This is a genomic window from Streptomyces sp. JLBT605 (assembly GCF_058215555.1).
This window is the reverse complement of sequence record NZ_CM177087.1, coordinates 7,150,714-7,164,500: the sequence shown is the minus strand read 5'-3', so window position 1 is coordinate 7,164,500 and position 13,787 is coordinate 7,150,714. Positions and strand designations below refer to the sequence as shown.

Below are 13,787 nucleotides of genomic sequence, written 5' to 3'. Positions count from 1 at the left end.
GGACCGGCGCATCGGGGTGCTCCGCGCCCACCCTGCGCCAGCCAGCTAGGCACTTTCGCTGGCTTGCCTGCCGTGGCGAGCTACTCGCTCAGCCCCGCAATGCACCACCCTCGCTGGGCTGCTTCGGTCAGGACGCGTCCCCACTGCATCAGTAGGTCCACGAACCCGCCGAAGTCGCGGACCCACCCATCGGGAACCGCGGCATGTTCGGTGAAGGCCTCTTGCATCCGGTCGAGGCGCGGATGTACCCGTTCCCAGGCCGCGGCCAGCTCCCGCACGCTCTCTGGTGACCGTGCGAGCAGCACACCGTAGCCGTGCTCGCTGAAGAAGCCCTCATCAGTGTGCTGCCCTTCGCCGTCCAGCCCGCCCCAGATGAGCCCGAGCAACAACGTGTCCAATTCATCCCGCAGCAGGGGGTCGACATGGTCGCGGACGGACTCCCAGCGCTGCCCGGCCCAGAAGTGCGCTTTGAACGAGCCGAGAGTGTGCAGGAACTCATAGACGGCGAAGACGGCGCTGTTGTGGGGTCCCCGGGGCCACACCCAGCCCTCCTCGACCGTTGGCACGTCGTGGTCCCACAGTCCCGTCTCGTCGGCGTACCAGGCATCTCTCAGCCGCGGCAGCCGCTCCCGTGGCGGCACCTCCGCCAGCCACGAACCGTCGGCGATCATCACCGTGATGTCCAGCCCCATGGTGGTGAGAGTACCGATCTCGCACACGCCAAGACGCCGCCCAAGGACGGCAGCAGACGATCCCCTGCTCCACCGCCACAGTCTGGGAGGTCATGGCTGGATGAGGACGCGGTCCGCAGGAGTCCGCTGGAGTCCGTGGGGCAGACATCGGCCAGGTGACGCGCTGACTCAGAAACCTGCCCCGTTATCTGAGTAGATCAACTCATGTGCCGGCGACCGCTGAAGGCTTGAGTGGAGGCATGCATGACACATCGCCGAACACGCGCGCTCGGGGCACATGGGTGGCCCCGCTGCTGTCCACCATCATCACCCTGCCCCTGGCCTTCTTCCTCACCATCGGCGTCATGCTCTCGCCCATGGAGTGCGACCCCTGCGGCGGCGCCCGGCTCGAACGCTTCACCCAGAGCTTCAACGTGGCATCACAGGTCTACATGTACGGCCTGCTCATCCCGGCAGCCATGCTCCTCGCGACATGGGCGCTCCCTCCGTGGCAGCGCTACACCACCCCCCGGACAGCACTCGCCCTCCTTACCCCCTTCTCCGTGATCCTCCTCTACATCCTCTTCGACAGCATCCTGGAATCCCCCACCTGGTGACACCTGCACCGCACAACGCAGGCACGCGACCAGAACCGGGCAAACTCCGCCGACTCCGACACCACCGCGACTGGTCGGCCAGCCGAATCGGCAATCAGCACCCACTGGGCTGGACCGGCCGCACCCGTGCGCGGCAGCACATCCATGTCTCCAAAGAATCGCTGACGCAAGGGCACTAGGGGCGCGGGGAACAGCGCAAGCACCCCACCCCCACCCGCACGTTCCAACCCCAAGGCGGGAGCGTACTGTCGGCACCATGAGGTGGGGGAAAGGGGCGCATCAGCGCTCCCATCAGGCATTTCCTGCGTACCCGGCCGGTCCGGGCGGACCTGCGCCGATGCCGCCGAAGCGGTTCGGCGGGCGGCTGCGGGCTCTGGCGCTGGCGTCTGCGGGGCAGTTCGTGGTCATCGCCGCGGTCGCGTTGCTGCTGTCGGTGCGGGAGGACAACTACGGCGTCGGATACGGCGGCGGGCTCGCGGCCCTGGGCCTGCTGTGCATGCTGGTCTTCGCCCCGCTCGTCCTGCCGCTCCTCGGGCTGCTCCACTCGCTCGTGCTGATGTGGCCCGCGTCGGTGCTGGCCAGGCGTGTCAGGGGGCACGACCTGCTGTGGGCTGTGGGGCTGTCCCTGGTGCTGGGGGCTGGGTACGTGAGCCTGATCGGCTGGGAGTGGTGGTGGATCTCGGTCAGCGGTGCGCTGCCGCTCCTGGGGGCCGCGTACGCCGAAAAACGGCAGCTGAGCAGGGGCGAGATGGCGGGGCGGACGGCCGCCGCGACTGGGATTGCGTTCGCGTTGGTCCTGGCGCTCGGGGTGGTCGCGACGGTGACCGGCCTGATCAAGGAGTACCAGCCGCCGACGCTGGCCGCCGCGGAGTACCAGGGCACCTGGCAGGGCGAGCACGGAGCCGAGCTGGTGCTCGCCGCGAACGGCGAGGCGACTGTACGGAATCTGCCCTATGAGGGGGAGGGCTTCGAACTCGCCGTCTGCGACGGCCCGGCCTCCTGGCGTTTCGAGTCCGCTGACCGTTCGTACCGGGACAGGGCAGTCATCGACCACTCCACGTGCGGGCCGATGGCATGGCAGATCACGGGGACAGCCGCGCACCCCGCCCTGTTCGTCCTGATCGGCGACCCCGACTCCGGCGACCTACACATCCTGCGCAAGCAGCCCCAGTGACCTGAGCCAGAGGCTGCCGCGCGGCCACGGTCACGCAGCAGCTACCCAGGGGTGCGCAGCAGCAGGGCCGCCTGAGCAGCCATGAGGCAAGATCCGACGTCCGCCGCAGCTTGCGCAGTCCGGGCAGCGCTCGGCCTCGGTGCTATCCCATGGCAGAGAAGAACCACGACTGGAGAGTCGAACACTAGTGTTGTGGCCGGGAAGCTTCGCCGGGTCGAACCCTGGGGATGATCGCGTCATGACTGAGCTCGTGTTGATGTCGGACCCGAAGGTCGCTTCCATACCTGTTGCCGAGTGTGGTGAACGTCTTGTGGACGTCCGCCACGGCGACTCTTTGCTCGTCGATACGCGCAAGCAGGACCCGGCAGATGCCTTCGCGTATCTGCGGAAAGGCGTGCTGGAACGGCTGGTCAAGGCTCAGGCGATCCTTCCGCAGGGCTTGCGGCTGTTGTTCGTCGAGGGGTACCGGCCTCCTTCTCGTCAGAGGGAGTACTTCGAGGAGTACGCCGAGCAGCTGCGAGCTACTCATCCCGATTGGTCCGCCGAGCAGATCCACTCGGCAGCGAGCCGGTATGTGTCACCACCCGACATCGCCCCGCATAGCGCCGGCGCGGCCGTCGACCTTACCCTGGCCGACGCCAGCGGGCACGAGCTGGACCTGGGCACGCGCATGAACGCGGACCCGGAAGAGAGCGGGGGAGCCTGCTACACCCATGCCGCCAACATCAACGAGGAGGCCCGGGTCAACCGGAAACTGCTGGGCGCTGCGCTCACGGCTGCGGGGCTGGTGAACTACCCCACGGAGTGGTGGCACTGGTCATTCGGGGACCGCTACTGGGCCCTGATCACGGGAGAGGCCGCGGCCCTCTACGGTCCGAAGGAGATCGGCGCGGCCAGCTGATCGGCCCGGCCTTACGGCAGACGGACCGGTCACACGACTGCGGGGCGCCCGCTTCGCTGGGCTCCAGGTCGGGAGAATGGGGGAACCGTTTGACTACGTGATCGGGGCCTCTATGAGTCTGTCGGGACAGATAGTGCCGCTGGTGGGTGTTGCGCTGGGCGCTGTCACGTCGTTCCTGGTGAGCAGTTTCAACGACCGCGCACGGTGGCGGCGTGAGCAATCCGTGCGCTGGGATGGGCGGCGTCTGGACGCCTATGGCGAGTACATCCACGCGGTCAAAGAGCTCGCGGGCCGCTATCAGCGCATCGCTGCGGGCCGCGGGCTGGTGACCGGTCCCGCGCCGCTGGAGCTCACCGCCGAGGTGCTCACCGAGCTCGGCGCGGCTGAGGAGCGCCGTTCGGCGCTCGGAGAGACCTGTGAATTGTTGGGAGACACTGACACGAACACTGCGTCCAAGACGCTGAACCACTGCCTGTGGCGGCTGGAGCACCTGGCCCGGGGAGTGCCCACGGAAGTTGAACAGAGCTGGGAGCAGGCGTACTTGGAGTTCAGAGATGCACAGCGGCGGTACCTTGAGTGTGCACGAGCCAGTCTGGGGGTGACCGGTCCGGTTAACCGGGACGTCGCCTGGCCCTCGGCCTGGCGGCCCGCGAGTCGCCCGTCACGCGCCGGATGATGAGTCCCTACCTGTTCGCGGACGGAGCCACACTGCCCGCGACGAAGGCGCTGGTCGCCTCTCAAACCGGCCCGGTGGACGCGGCCCTCGGAGACACCCGCCCCCCTGCGCGGAACACACTCCGGCCGCCGAGCACGTCTTACGGGTAGCCGCACAGCAGCGTGGGCAGTGGCAGCAGGAGCAGTTGGAGGGCCACGAGCGTGACACGCAGGGGCCGGTACCCGGCCTGCTTCTGAGGCATCAGCAAAGCGGTGATACCGAACAGAGCGGACACGATCAGGAAGCGGCCGACCCATGGGTGGAAGGCGACCAGCCCGAAGTGGCACTCCGCGCCCATGCAACTGTCACGAGCCATGGACCGCGCGGCATAGGTGACGAAGGCGATGAGGCCGGCGACAGGGAGCAGGCCCAGTCCGCAGAGGGCCAGAGTCCGGCCAGTGCGGGCGGGCTTCATCATCGGATCCGCAAGAGCCTCCAGGTCGGATCCCTCGGCGGCAGGACGGGGAGAGTGTTCATGCCCCCAGCCAACTCCGACAGGGCCGCACACCGCATCGGCACACCTACTCACTCTCCCGGATATGGGTACTCAGGGCCCCGATCAGAGTTGATCCCGAGCGGGCCCAGCCGGCAGATGCGCGACCTCGGCGTCGTTCAGTACGGCGCGCCCATCGTGGGCGCGCCGGGTCCATGGCAGGACGCGCCGGCGTCGCTCTCCTCCGCCACCGCGTCGTAGTGATCGCCCGCGTACGACGCCGCTACGGGGGCCATCGAGCACCGCGCCAAGGTGATCCCCGTGCTATGAAAATCCTGCCAGAGCCGGTTGAGTGCCCAGCCTGGTACAGATGAGCCGGCTACACCTCTGTTCGGATGCCATCGTGTCTCGTGTGACGATCCTGGCATGGCTGACCTCGATGCATCCTCGTCGCGATGCCGTGCAGGTTCTGCGCTCGCTGTGTTGGGTGCGCTGCTGGATCGCTCGCTGGTGTAGATCGCTGACGCTGCCGCGGACGCCCGCTGCTTCGACCGAGAGACCATCCGCATGGTGGCGGATGTGTGGGACAACAACACCTTTCGTCGACAACGACGTCCCGGCGCGGCAGGTGCCTCCCGTGGTCGTCAACACTGCTGTCGTGAGACGTCGATAAAGCCATTCGCCTTTGGTCCGGGCGGTGTCCCTGGCTATGCGAGTCTGTCCCGGGTGGAGGCGTCTGCTGGTGTAACGGGGCGCGGCCAGCGCCTGCTGGCCGCGGACGGTTCGGCGCTGCCCCGGCATCAGACAACCGGCATCGCCGTCAGCTTGTCGTCGCGGAAGGTGAACACGCGGTTGCCCGCGCCGGCCATCGACCAGCCTCGCTCTACGCTCCGTCCCTTTTCGTGGCGGGTCCACAGCGGTTCCCCGTTGTCCTTGCGGAAGACCTTGATTCCTTCAGTGTGCTGGTAGGACGAGACCCAGACGGTGTTGCCTGAGACGACGGGTTTTCCATAGATGGGGTTCGTCAGCTCGCGAACCCACTTCTCAGAGCCGCCCTTGACGCTGTGGCACCGCAGTTCGCTGTTGGCGACGAGATAGATGTTGTCGCCGTCGATGGCTCCCACGGACAGGCCGGCGTTGGTCGATGCAGGGACGGACCAGCCGCGGTCGCCGTCGCTGAGTCGGAAGGAGCGCAGCGACTGGCTGCCGCCGAGGTAGACGGTGTCGCCGGAGATGTAGGGTGTTCGCGTACTGCCGGACTTTCCGGTCACTGTCCAGGCCTTGCTACCGTCTGCCGTGTTCAGGGCGACGGCTCCGTGTTCTCCCGCTGTCAGTACCAGTCGGCCTCCGCCCGCGACGGCTTCGATGCCGCGGACATCGGAGTCGAATGGAATGGGCTTTTTCCACAGTTCCTGCGACGGGCCGCTCTTTGTGAGGCGGAGGGCTACGACGTTGTCGGGATTCCCGCTTTCCCAGTCGCTGGAGAGGTCCTTGTAGTAGTACACGTCACCGTCCAGCACGAGCGTGTCCACAATGCCCAGGTCGTGGTCCCAGAGTTTCTTCCCGGTCTTGGGTGAGATTCCGTGGAGGACGTCTAGGCTGTCGGCCAGGATGAGGTCGAGCGAGGGCGAGTAGAGCGGCCGCTCGACGCCCTCCGCCGTCCACCTCCGCTTCCCGGTGGTGACCTCGTAGGCGATGAGGTCCGGCGAGTCGTCGTCGAGGATGACCAGGTCCCGGATCGTGAGCAGCTCCGCCCTGCCGGGTGTGGCCTTCTTGGGGCCCCACAGCGGGTCGGGCGCCTCCCCTTTGTTGTAGTCGCCCTCGGCGAGGGGGTCCGCGTCCCACGGGTGGGCGCGTGGCGGGGTTTTGTCGCGCAGCATCCACCAAGCGCCGGCTCCGCCCGCGCCCGCGAGCACGGTTCCGCCTGCGGCCAGGCCGGTGATGAAGCGTCTGCGGGACGGGCCGCTCGCGCCCGTCAGCGTCGTGCCGCTGCGCGTGTTCGCGTTGGGGAAAGTCGCCAACTCGCGCACCCGTTCCTCGGACTGGTCGATCTCGGTGGCCACCGGGCCCTGTTTCCACAGCTTGCTCGCGCCGCGTGGGGGAGCCATGGCCGAGGTGATCTGTGCGGGGAGGGGGCGCTGTCCGGGGTTCTTGGCCAGGCATGGTTCGATGAGCTGGCGCAGTGCGGGCGGGAGAGCGTCCAGGCGGGGTTGCCCGTGCACCACCTCGTACTGCACGGCGGCCACATGACTGCCGGCGTAGGCGGGTGTCCCGATCGTGGCGTAGACGAGGACAGCGCCCAGTGCGAAGACGTCGCCGGGCGGGCCGGTGCGCTGCCCGAGCACCTGCTCGGGCGCGCCGTAGCCTGGGGTGACGGGGACCTGACCTGTGGTGGTCAGGGTCAGCCCGTGCTCGGGCCGCGCTATGCCGAAGTCGATGATGCGCGGTCCCGTGGAGGTCAGCACGATGTTGGACGGCTTGAGGTCGCGGTGCACCAGGCCGGCCGCGTGGATGTCGCCGAGTGTCCGGGCGAGCGCGGCGCCGAGCGCCCGTACGTAGGGCTCCTGGAGTGCGCCGTAGCGCGAGACCGCGGAGTCGAGTGTCGGGCCGGGCAGGAACTCCGTGGCGATGAACGGTCTTCCGCCCTCGGTCTCCACGGTCAGTACGCGCGCCACGCCCTTGCTCCGCACGGCCTGCGCCGCCTGCGCCTCTCTCAGGAAGCGTTGCGACATCTGGGGGTCGTGTGCGAGTTCGGGGCGCAGTACTTTGACGGCGGCCGCACGGCCGGAGCTGTCGCGTCCGAGGTAGACCTTCCCCATTCCGCCTTCGCCGAGCACGCCGATGAGGCGGTAGGGGCCGAGTCGCAGGGGGTCGCCGTAGCCGAGGGGGTTCATCTGGTCGTTCTTCTCCTGCCGTTGCCGCCAAACACTGTGCGGGTGCTGTGCGTCGGTCATTCCAGGGGGATGGCGTACGTGCCCAGGAAGGTCGAGCCGATGATCCGGCCCGCGTCCTCGTCCAGGACCAGGCGCGTGCCCGCGCCGTCGTTGCCGCCCATCGTGAAGGTCCAGTCTGAGCGGTGCGTTTTGAGGTTGATCGCGCTGAGGTGGGTGTGGCGTCTGCCCTCGACCAGCACGACGTAGACGTACTTCTCGCCGACGAGCGGGGCACAGCCGAGGGAGGGGCGGTGGGCCGGGCGGCCCTTCTCCCGCCACAGCAGTCGCCCGTCTGAGGCGTCGACCGCGATGAGCCCCTGCTCATGCTCCGCCGCGTACACCACGCCGTCCCGCACAGCCGGTGGGCCGTAGAGTGCCACGGGATCCCCGTTTGCGTCTTCTTCCTCCAAATCGACCCGTGAGCTGGAGTACGTCCATGCCTTCCCCCCGTCTGAGAGGCGGAACGCGGTGAGCTGCCGGGAACCGAAGTAGAGGTGCGTTCCGTCCGTGGGGAGCGGCGCGAGCGAGGTGCCGGGGTCGTCGGTGTCGCCGAGCGTCGCCTGTGCGCCTTCCCACAGCTCCTCTCCCGTAACTGCGTCCCGCGCGAGGGTCACGAACTGATGCTCGGGCTCGCGGAAGGATCTTCTCTTGGTATCCCGGGTGAGCAGCAACCGGTTCCCCTCGCGAGCAGTCATATAGCCGCTGATCTGCAAGTTCCTGCTGCCGAACGGATAGTCCTCAAGCGGCTCGCGCCACAGCTCCTCACCCCCACGCAGATCGAAGGCGATGAAGTGCCAGCCCTCCGCGAGTTCCTGAGCTGCGGCGTTCGCCTCGCGTGTCCTCGCCGCCAGATACAGCACGTCCCCGCTCATGCGGAGCGGCTGGACAGTGGGGTCGGGATCATCGAACCCGCTCTCGAGATCCGGGCCGTCGAAGTCGGGGAGCGTGCCGAGGGTGTTCTGCACGGAGCCCGAACGCGGGTCGAGCATGCAGATGGACATCCCCCTGCCGCGGCCGCTCCCTGAGTTCTTTCCCTTGCCCGCGCCTTTGTCGTACTTCCTCGGCCCTCCGGGCTCGGGAAGGATGGCGTAGATCCGCTGACCATCGGTACTGATCAGCTGCGCGTGGATGTCCGGGTTGCCCCATCGCCTATCGCCGCTCTTCGCATCGAACGCCACGAGGCCCGTCTTGTCCATGCTGAGGATCAGCCCGCTGACCGCGATCGGCGGCAGGTCGTACTCGTCGGGGGTCAAGGTCGGCGCCTGCCATACAGGCTTAGGTCCGCCGCCCGGCCCGCGCGACGGTGAGGTGGCCCGGCTCCGCTCACCGTCGGGGCTGATGCTGGACCAGGCCAAGGCGCACCCGGCCACCACAGCGCCTACCCCGAGCACGGAACCGCCCGCCAGCTTCAGCATCTGGCGCCTCGAGGGCCGTTTCGGCCCGTAGGGCGGCGAGGCGTCCGCTCCGCCCGCGCCAGTGCTGTCGCGGTGGGCGACCGTGCCCGCCGGCGGGGCCTCACGCTGCGGGACGATCTGCCAAACGGCACTGGCGCGCCAGGCGATCTGGGCCAGCAACCGGTCCGGCAGGTGGTCGACGAACTCGCCGCGCCCGCCGTACAGGTGGGTGCTCAGCTCTGCCGTGCTCGGCCGGTGGCGCGGATCCTTGAGCAGGCACCGCTCCAGCGCGGGCCGTAGGGCGTCGGGGACGCCGGCCAGGTTCGGCTCGCCGTACCGCACCCGGTACAGCAGGTCGGCTGCCTGTCCGCCGCCGAAGGGGCCGCGCCCTGTCAGGGCGAAGACCAGCACCCCGGCGAGGGCGAACACATCACCGGCGGCGGTGTGGTCGCCGCCCGTGGCCTGTTCGGGCGACATATAGGCAGGGGTTCCCGCTGCCGCTCCGGTGCGGGTCAGACGGTCGTCGCCGATCGCGCGCGCGATGCCGAGGTCGATGACCTTGGGGCCGAAGGCGGTGAGGAGGATGTTGGACGGCTTGAGGTCGCGGTGCACCACATCCGAGCTGTGCAACTGCCCCAGCGTCTCACACAGCGCGGCGCCCAGCGCCCGTACGGCCATCTCGGGCAACGGCCCGCAACTCTCGACGGCCTCATCCAGCGGCGGCCCGAGCACATACTCGGTTGCCAGCCACGGCGTGGGCGCGAGCGGGTCGGCGTCGATGACTTCGGCCCCGTGCCGTCCCCCGATGACACGCGCCGCGTCCGTCTCCAGGCGGAAGCGGATGCGGAATTCGGGATCGGTGGCGAACCGCGCGTGCATGGTCTTGATCGCGACAGTGCGGCCGCCGTCGTCTCGCCCGAGGTAGACGGTGCCCATGCCTCCGCCGCCGAGCCTGGCGATCAACCGGTACGGGCCGAGCTGATGCGGATCGTCGTAGGCGAGCGGGAAGGCCACGGGAGAGGGCGGGACGAGGGAAAAGGGCATCGGGTCGTCATTCCCAGGGAAGGAAGCGGCGGTGGGGGGAGTTACGGCCTCGGTGAGGCTTCGGGGTGCCTGACGGCAATCCCACCCGGGTCCGGGGGAGTGCCCGGGGCGGCGGGGACTGCGCGGGATGCGTCGGGCGCGCTGGACGCTCCGGTGACGGTGACGGCTCCGGCTGCTTGCACCGCTCCGGTCGCGCCCGCCGCACCCGAAGACGCCGAAGAGCCCCGCGCGGCCAGCGCCAGAGCGGACTGCCGGACGAGCGCCGCGATCACCCGGCCCGGCAGCCAGCCAGGACCAAACGCCTCAGCTCCGCCATCCAGCACCGTGGCCGGTGGCGAGCCCGGCGCGCGGGAGACCGGAACGGGTGGGACCGACGTGGCGAAGCCGACGCACAACGCATCCCGGACGGCCGCGGCTCGTGGCCTGGCCGCCGGGTCGTCGGCGAGGCATGCGTGGACCGTCTCGCGCAGCCCCTCGGGCAGCCTCGACACATCCGGCGCCAGGCTCCCGGTCGCCGCGTACGACAACACGGCACCGAGCCCGAACACATCGCCGGGCGGACGCGGCAGTCCGCCCGAGAGCTGCTCCGGCGGCAGCGCCTCCGGCGGCAGACCAGGCACGGCCCGGCGCTGCTCTCCCGCCGGGGCAAGGGACCGTACGCTCCCGAAGCCGGTGAGCCTCGGTCCGTCAGCACCCAGCAGGACGGCGCCAGGTGTCACGCCGGCGTGCGCGACGCCCTTCTCATGCAGTGTGGCGAGTGCCCCAGCCAGCGCCAGGCCAAGCGCACGCACCGTACGTTCGTCAAGACCTCCGCCGTGCGCGGCCAGTGCTCCAGGCAGCGGCAGCACGGGCGCATAAGGCGAAACGTACCAGGGCAGTTGGCCTGCCGCGCCCCCGGAGATCTCCACGATCTGCTCAAGGGTGGGGCTGTGGCCACCCAGATGCCGGGCCTGCTCGGCCTCTGCCACGAACCGCTGCCCGTACACGCTGTCCCGGGCAAACCCTAATCGGGGCAGGCTGAGGAGAACCGTATGGTCGCCCCCCGGCGTGCGCGCGATGAGGCGCCGTACAGGTACGGGAACCCCACTGTCCGCCGCGTCGATCCCGCCGACGGGGTCGTAGATACCGAGGTGCCGTGGGTCGTCCTGCCGCAGCGGCTCCATTTTCTCCCCCATGATTCAGCCGAGAGTGATGAGCCTAGTCTCCCCGTGCCAGCCCGTGGGCGAGGGGTGGAAGGCCCTGGCGTGAAACGCCTCACCGGGCCGAACGACCATGTCCATCACCGCGGCGGGCATGCTCACCCCACCGGCCTCTGACTCCCCCACCCATGGCTCGGGCTCTCGCCAGGCGGTGACCAGCTATGGCAAAGGACAAGCGTTTCTTCCACGCCGCTCGTCATGTTTTCCAGGCCAGGGCCCGCAGGGGATGCGGTCAGGGATGGAGAGGAAGGCTCACCGGTAGTCGGCACCGGTATCAGCCGATGCCCGGCACGTACGAATGACAGGTTCCCCGTCGGGGTCGGACGGACGGCATGCCCGAGCCCGCCGGGGCAGCATGTCGACTTGCGTGCTTCCGGCCAGCGGCCAGCCAGGCAAAACTGATCTTCTGATGAACGGGGGAAGTAGCCTGGGACATGGATCGGAACAGGGGTTGGTGAAACACAACCCCGGAATTCGGCTCACGGGGGGAAGAGGATCCTCATGGCGTTCAAGCGCAGGTCGACCGATGCGAGTATGCCTGACGATCCGGTGCAGCTCTACCGGATTCTGGCACTGAACAATAGGGGGCCGGAGGCGGTCTGGGGCCACCAGCAGGACGTGCTACGTGCCTGGCACCGTGACATGCCGAACAAACCGGATGTGGCCATCGAGCTTCCCACTGGAGCGGGGAAGACGCTGGTCGGGGGCTGATCGGTGAGTACCGGCGGCGCGTGCACGGCGAGCGTGTGGCGTACCTGTGCCCCACCAAGCAGCTCGCACAGCAAACCGCTGCCAAGTTCGACGAATACGGCATCCCACATGTCCTGCTGATCAACCGCGTGCCCACGTGGAACACTGCGCATCGAGCCCAGTATGAGGCGGGGGAGGCTGTCGCGGTCAGCGTCTACAGCCACATTTTCAACTCCAACCCCGCGCTCAACAACGCCGACATGCTCGTGCTGGACGACGCGCACGCCGCTGAGGGCTACGTAGCCGGTCCCTGGAGCCTCACTATCTCCCGGCAGGACCAGGAGAGCGCCTACCTGGATGTCCTGTCGATACTCGAGCCAGCGCTGGATCCGCTCGTGGTCTCCAGGCTCCGGACGACGGAGGAGAATCGAATGCCCGGCTCCTACGTCTACCTTGCCTCACCGATCGGCGTCGCCGCTCAAGCCGCTGAAATGGAGGCGGCCATCGGCTCGGCCGCAGGCGCCGGCAAGCTCAGCAAGGAGGCGCGCTACGCCTGGACGCTGCTTCGGGGCCGCCTGGACCGGTGCCTGGTCTACCTCTCGAGCAGGCAACTGCTGATCCGGCCACTGATTCCTCCGACCATGCAGCACTCGGCGTTCAGCAGTCCCGACCGGCGCATCTATATGAGCGCCACCCTCGGAGACGGTGGCGAGCTCGAGCGCTCCTTCGGCCGCCGGAAGATCGCCCGTATCCCGGTCCCGGAAGGCTGGGAGAAGCAGGGCACTGGTCGGCGGTTCTTCCTGTTCCCCGAGCTGACGAGTGACCTGTCGACCGATCCGGATGGGGTACCGGACTTCGTGTCGCGGGTCATCGCCAAGGTCGGCCGTGCGGTCGTTCTCACCCCTGACCGGCGCACCGCCGCTAAGTTCGCTGCGGAGTCTCTTCCCTGGGCGTGTACCGAGCTCGGCGCCGGCGAGGTCGAGAATGATCTGGCCGCCTTCACTTCCCAGCCGACCGCCGCACTCGTGCTCAGTAACCGCTACGACGGTATCGACCTGCCGGGTGATGACTGCCGGCTCGTCGTGCTGGCTGGTCTTCCTGCTCGTGGCGACCTTCAAGAGCGGTTCCTCCATGAGTCCCTCGGCGCCGTCGAGGTGCTGCAGGAGCGCATTCGAGCCCGCATCGTGCAGGGCTCCGGGCGGGCAACCCGTCACACGCGTGACTATGCCGCCGTGCTGGTGCTCGAGCAGGCCCTGACCTCGTATCTGTCCGGTCGCGATGTGCAGGCCGCCATGCACCCCGAGGTGCATGCCGAAGTCGATTTCGGCCGTAGGAACAGCCTGGGCATCAGCTCTGCGGAGATGCTGGAGAACCTCGACGTCTTCCTCCGGCACGATCGCCAGTGGGCGGAGGTCGACGGCGACATCGTCGCGGATCGCGAGGAGTTCACCCGCACTGTCGCTCCCAGTGCCCGCGAGCTCCAGAACTCTGCCTCCTATGAGGTCGCTGCGTGGGACGCTATCTGGAACAGCCAGTGGGATTGGGCCCTCACCGCGGTCCAACAGGTCCTCGACCACCTCAAGGGCGAGCGCACACCTCAGCGCTACGCCGCCCTCTGGAACTACCTGGGCTACAGCCTCGCCCACCGGATCGCCCAGCAGACAGGCGACGAAAGCCTCCAGGCTGCCGGTGCCCGCTACTTCCGCGATGCCCGGCGCAAGAGCGAAGGCACCAGCTGGCTGTCCCACCTCGCCTCCCCCAGCGACAAGGCCAGCGCTCCCAGCGCTGACAGACTCAACCCGCTCGACCACACCGCCATGCGCGGCATCGCCTCAGCGCACAGCCGGCTGCGGCGTCCGGAAGTCTTCGAGCAGACTGTCGCCGAAGCCCGCACCGGCCTGGCAGGAACGGCGTATCAGCCCTACGAAAGTGGACTCGTCACCCTCGGCTGTCTCGCCGGCGCCTTGGATGATGGGGATCTTTGAAAACGGCCGGGGCCGCTCCTCGCCCCACTTG

11 protein-coding genes are annotated in these 13,787 nt (G+C 68.4%); 6 read left to right on the top strand and 5 right to left on the bottom strand.

Translation table 11 applies throughout. The features are described from left to right. Positions 1 to 80 precede the first annotated feature (80 nt). Positions 81 to 692 carry a hypothetical protein gene (locus tag AC4BDD_RS31095; RefSeq protein ID WP_490688813.1) on the bottom strand — a complete coding sequence of 204 codons (612 nt, stop codon included), beginning with the start codon at positions 690 to 692 and terminating at the stop codon, positions 81 to 83. 239 nt (positions 693 to 931) lie between these two features. Between AC4BDD_RS31095 and AC4BDD_RS31090 the strand changes: the two genes are divergently transcribed. The 4 genes from AC4BDD_RS31090 (at position 932) to AC4BDD_RS31075 (ending at position 4,039) form a co-directional block, all read left to right on the top strand. Continuing rightward, positions 932 to 1,288, top strand: a complete 357-nt coding sequence (locus AC4BDD_RS31090) for a hypothetical protein (RefSeq protein ID WP_490688812.1) — start codon at positions 932 to 934, stop codon at positions 1,286 to 1,288. 337 nt (positions 1,289 to 1,625) lie between these two features. Beyond that, the gene (locus tag AC4BDD_RS31085) at positions 1,626 to 2,462 is read left to right on the top strand and encodes a hypothetical protein (protein WP_490688811.1); all 837 of its coding nucleotides are present in this window, start codon (positions 1,626 to 1,628) and stop codon (positions 2,460 to 2,462) included. A gap of 238 nt (positions 2,463 to 2,700) precedes the next feature. Further along, positions 2,701 to 3,363: a M15 family metallopeptidase gene (locus tag AC4BDD_RS31080; RefSeq protein WP_490688810.1), complete on the top strand. Its 663-nt coding sequence runs from the start codon at positions 2,701 to 2,703 to the stop codon at positions 3,361 to 3,363. 142 nt (positions 3,364 to 3,505) lie between these two features. Beyond that, positions 3,506 to 4,039, top strand: a complete 534-nt coding sequence (locus AC4BDD_RS31075) for a hypothetical protein (protein WP_490688809.1) — start codon at positions 3,506 to 3,508, stop codon at positions 4,037 to 4,039. A gap of 139 nt (positions 4,040 to 4,178) precedes the next feature. Here AC4BDD_RS31075 and AC4BDD_RS31070 read toward each other — a convergent pair whose 3' ends face one another. From AC4BDD_RS31070 to AC4BDD_RS31055, 4 genes are all read right to left on the bottom strand, one after another. Then, the gene (locus tag AC4BDD_RS31070) at positions 4,179 to 4,496 is read right to left on the bottom strand and encodes a hypothetical protein (RefSeq protein ID WP_490688808.1); all 318 of its coding nucleotides are present in this window, start codon (positions 4,494 to 4,496) and stop codon (positions 4,179 to 4,181) included. A gap of 815 nt (positions 4,497 to 5,311) precedes the next feature. Further along, a complete protein-coding gene (locus AC4BDD_RS31065) occupies positions 5,312 to 7,465 on the bottom strand; it encodes a protein kinase domain-containing protein (protein ID WP_490688807.1) in 2,154 nt (717 codons plus the stop codon). After that, the gene (locus AC4BDD_RS31060) at positions 7,462 to 9,882 is read right to left on the bottom strand and encodes a protein kinase domain-containing protein (RefSeq protein ID WP_490688806.1); all 2,421 of its coding nucleotides are present in this window, start codon (positions 9,880 to 9,882) and stop codon (positions 7,462 to 7,464) included. Before AC4BDD_RS31060 ends, AC4BDD_RS31065 begins: the two co-directional genes overlap by 4 nt. Positions 9,883 to 9,923: 41 nt before the next feature. Continuing rightward, a complete protein-coding gene (locus tag AC4BDD_RS31055) occupies positions 9,924 to 11,057 on the bottom strand; it encodes a protein kinase family protein (protein ID WP_490688805.1) in 1,134 nt (377 codons plus the stop codon). Between the two features lie 525 nt (positions 11,058 to 11,582). On the opposite strand from AC4BDD_RS31055, the gene AC4BDD_RS31050 reads away from it, so the two are divergent. Then, positions 11,583 to 11,792 (top strand): hypothetical protein, encoded by a 210-nt coding sequence (locus AC4BDD_RS31050; RefSeq protein WP_490688804.1) that lies wholly within the window; start codon positions 11,583 to 11,585, stop codon positions 11,790 to 11,792. Between the two features lie 20 nt (positions 11,793 to 11,812). Then, the gene (locus tag AC4BDD_RS31045) at positions 11,813 to 13,756 is read left to right on the top strand and encodes a helicase C-terminal domain-containing protein (protein WP_490688803.1); all 1,944 of its coding nucleotides are present in this window, start codon (positions 11,813 to 11,815) and stop codon (positions 13,754 to 13,756) included. Positions 13,757 to 13,787: the final 31 nt, after the last annotated feature.

Coding starts and splice junctions, on each gene's coding strand:
- AC4BDD_RS31065 (WP_490688807.1), bottom strand. CDS start 7,465: ATGACCGACGCACAGCACCCGCACAGTGTTTGGCGGCAACGGCAGGAG.
- AC4BDD_RS31090 (WP_490688812.1), top strand. CDS start 932: ATGCATGACACATCGCCGAACACGCGCGCTCGGGGCACATGGGTGGCC.
- AC4BDD_RS31095 (WP_490688813.1), bottom strand. CDS start 692: ATGGGGCTGGACATCACGGTGATGATCGCCGACGGTTCGTGGCTGGCG.
- AC4BDD_RS31085 (WP_490688811.1), top strand. CDS start 1,626: ATGCCGCCGAAGCGGTTCGGCGGGCGGCTGCGGGCTCTGGCGCTGGCG.
- AC4BDD_RS31055 (WP_490688805.1), bottom strand. CDS start 11,057: ATGGGGGAGAAAATGGAGCCGCTGCGGCAGGACGACCCACGGCACCTC.
- AC4BDD_RS31070 (WP_490688808.1), bottom strand. CDS start 4,496: ATGATGAAGCCCGCCCGCACTGGCCGGACTCTGGCCCTCTGCGGACTG.
- AC4BDD_RS31050 (WP_490688804.1), top strand. CDS start 11,583: ATGGCGTTCAAGCGCAGGTCGACCGATGCGAGTATGCCTGACGATCCG.
- AC4BDD_RS31060 (WP_490688806.1), bottom strand. CDS start 9,882: ATGCCCTTTTCCCTCGTCCCGCCCTCTCCCGTGGCCTTCCCGCTCGCC.
- AC4BDD_RS31080 (WP_490688810.1), top strand. CDS start 2,701: ATGACTGAGCTCGTGTTGATGTCGGACCCGAAGGTCGCTTCCATACCT.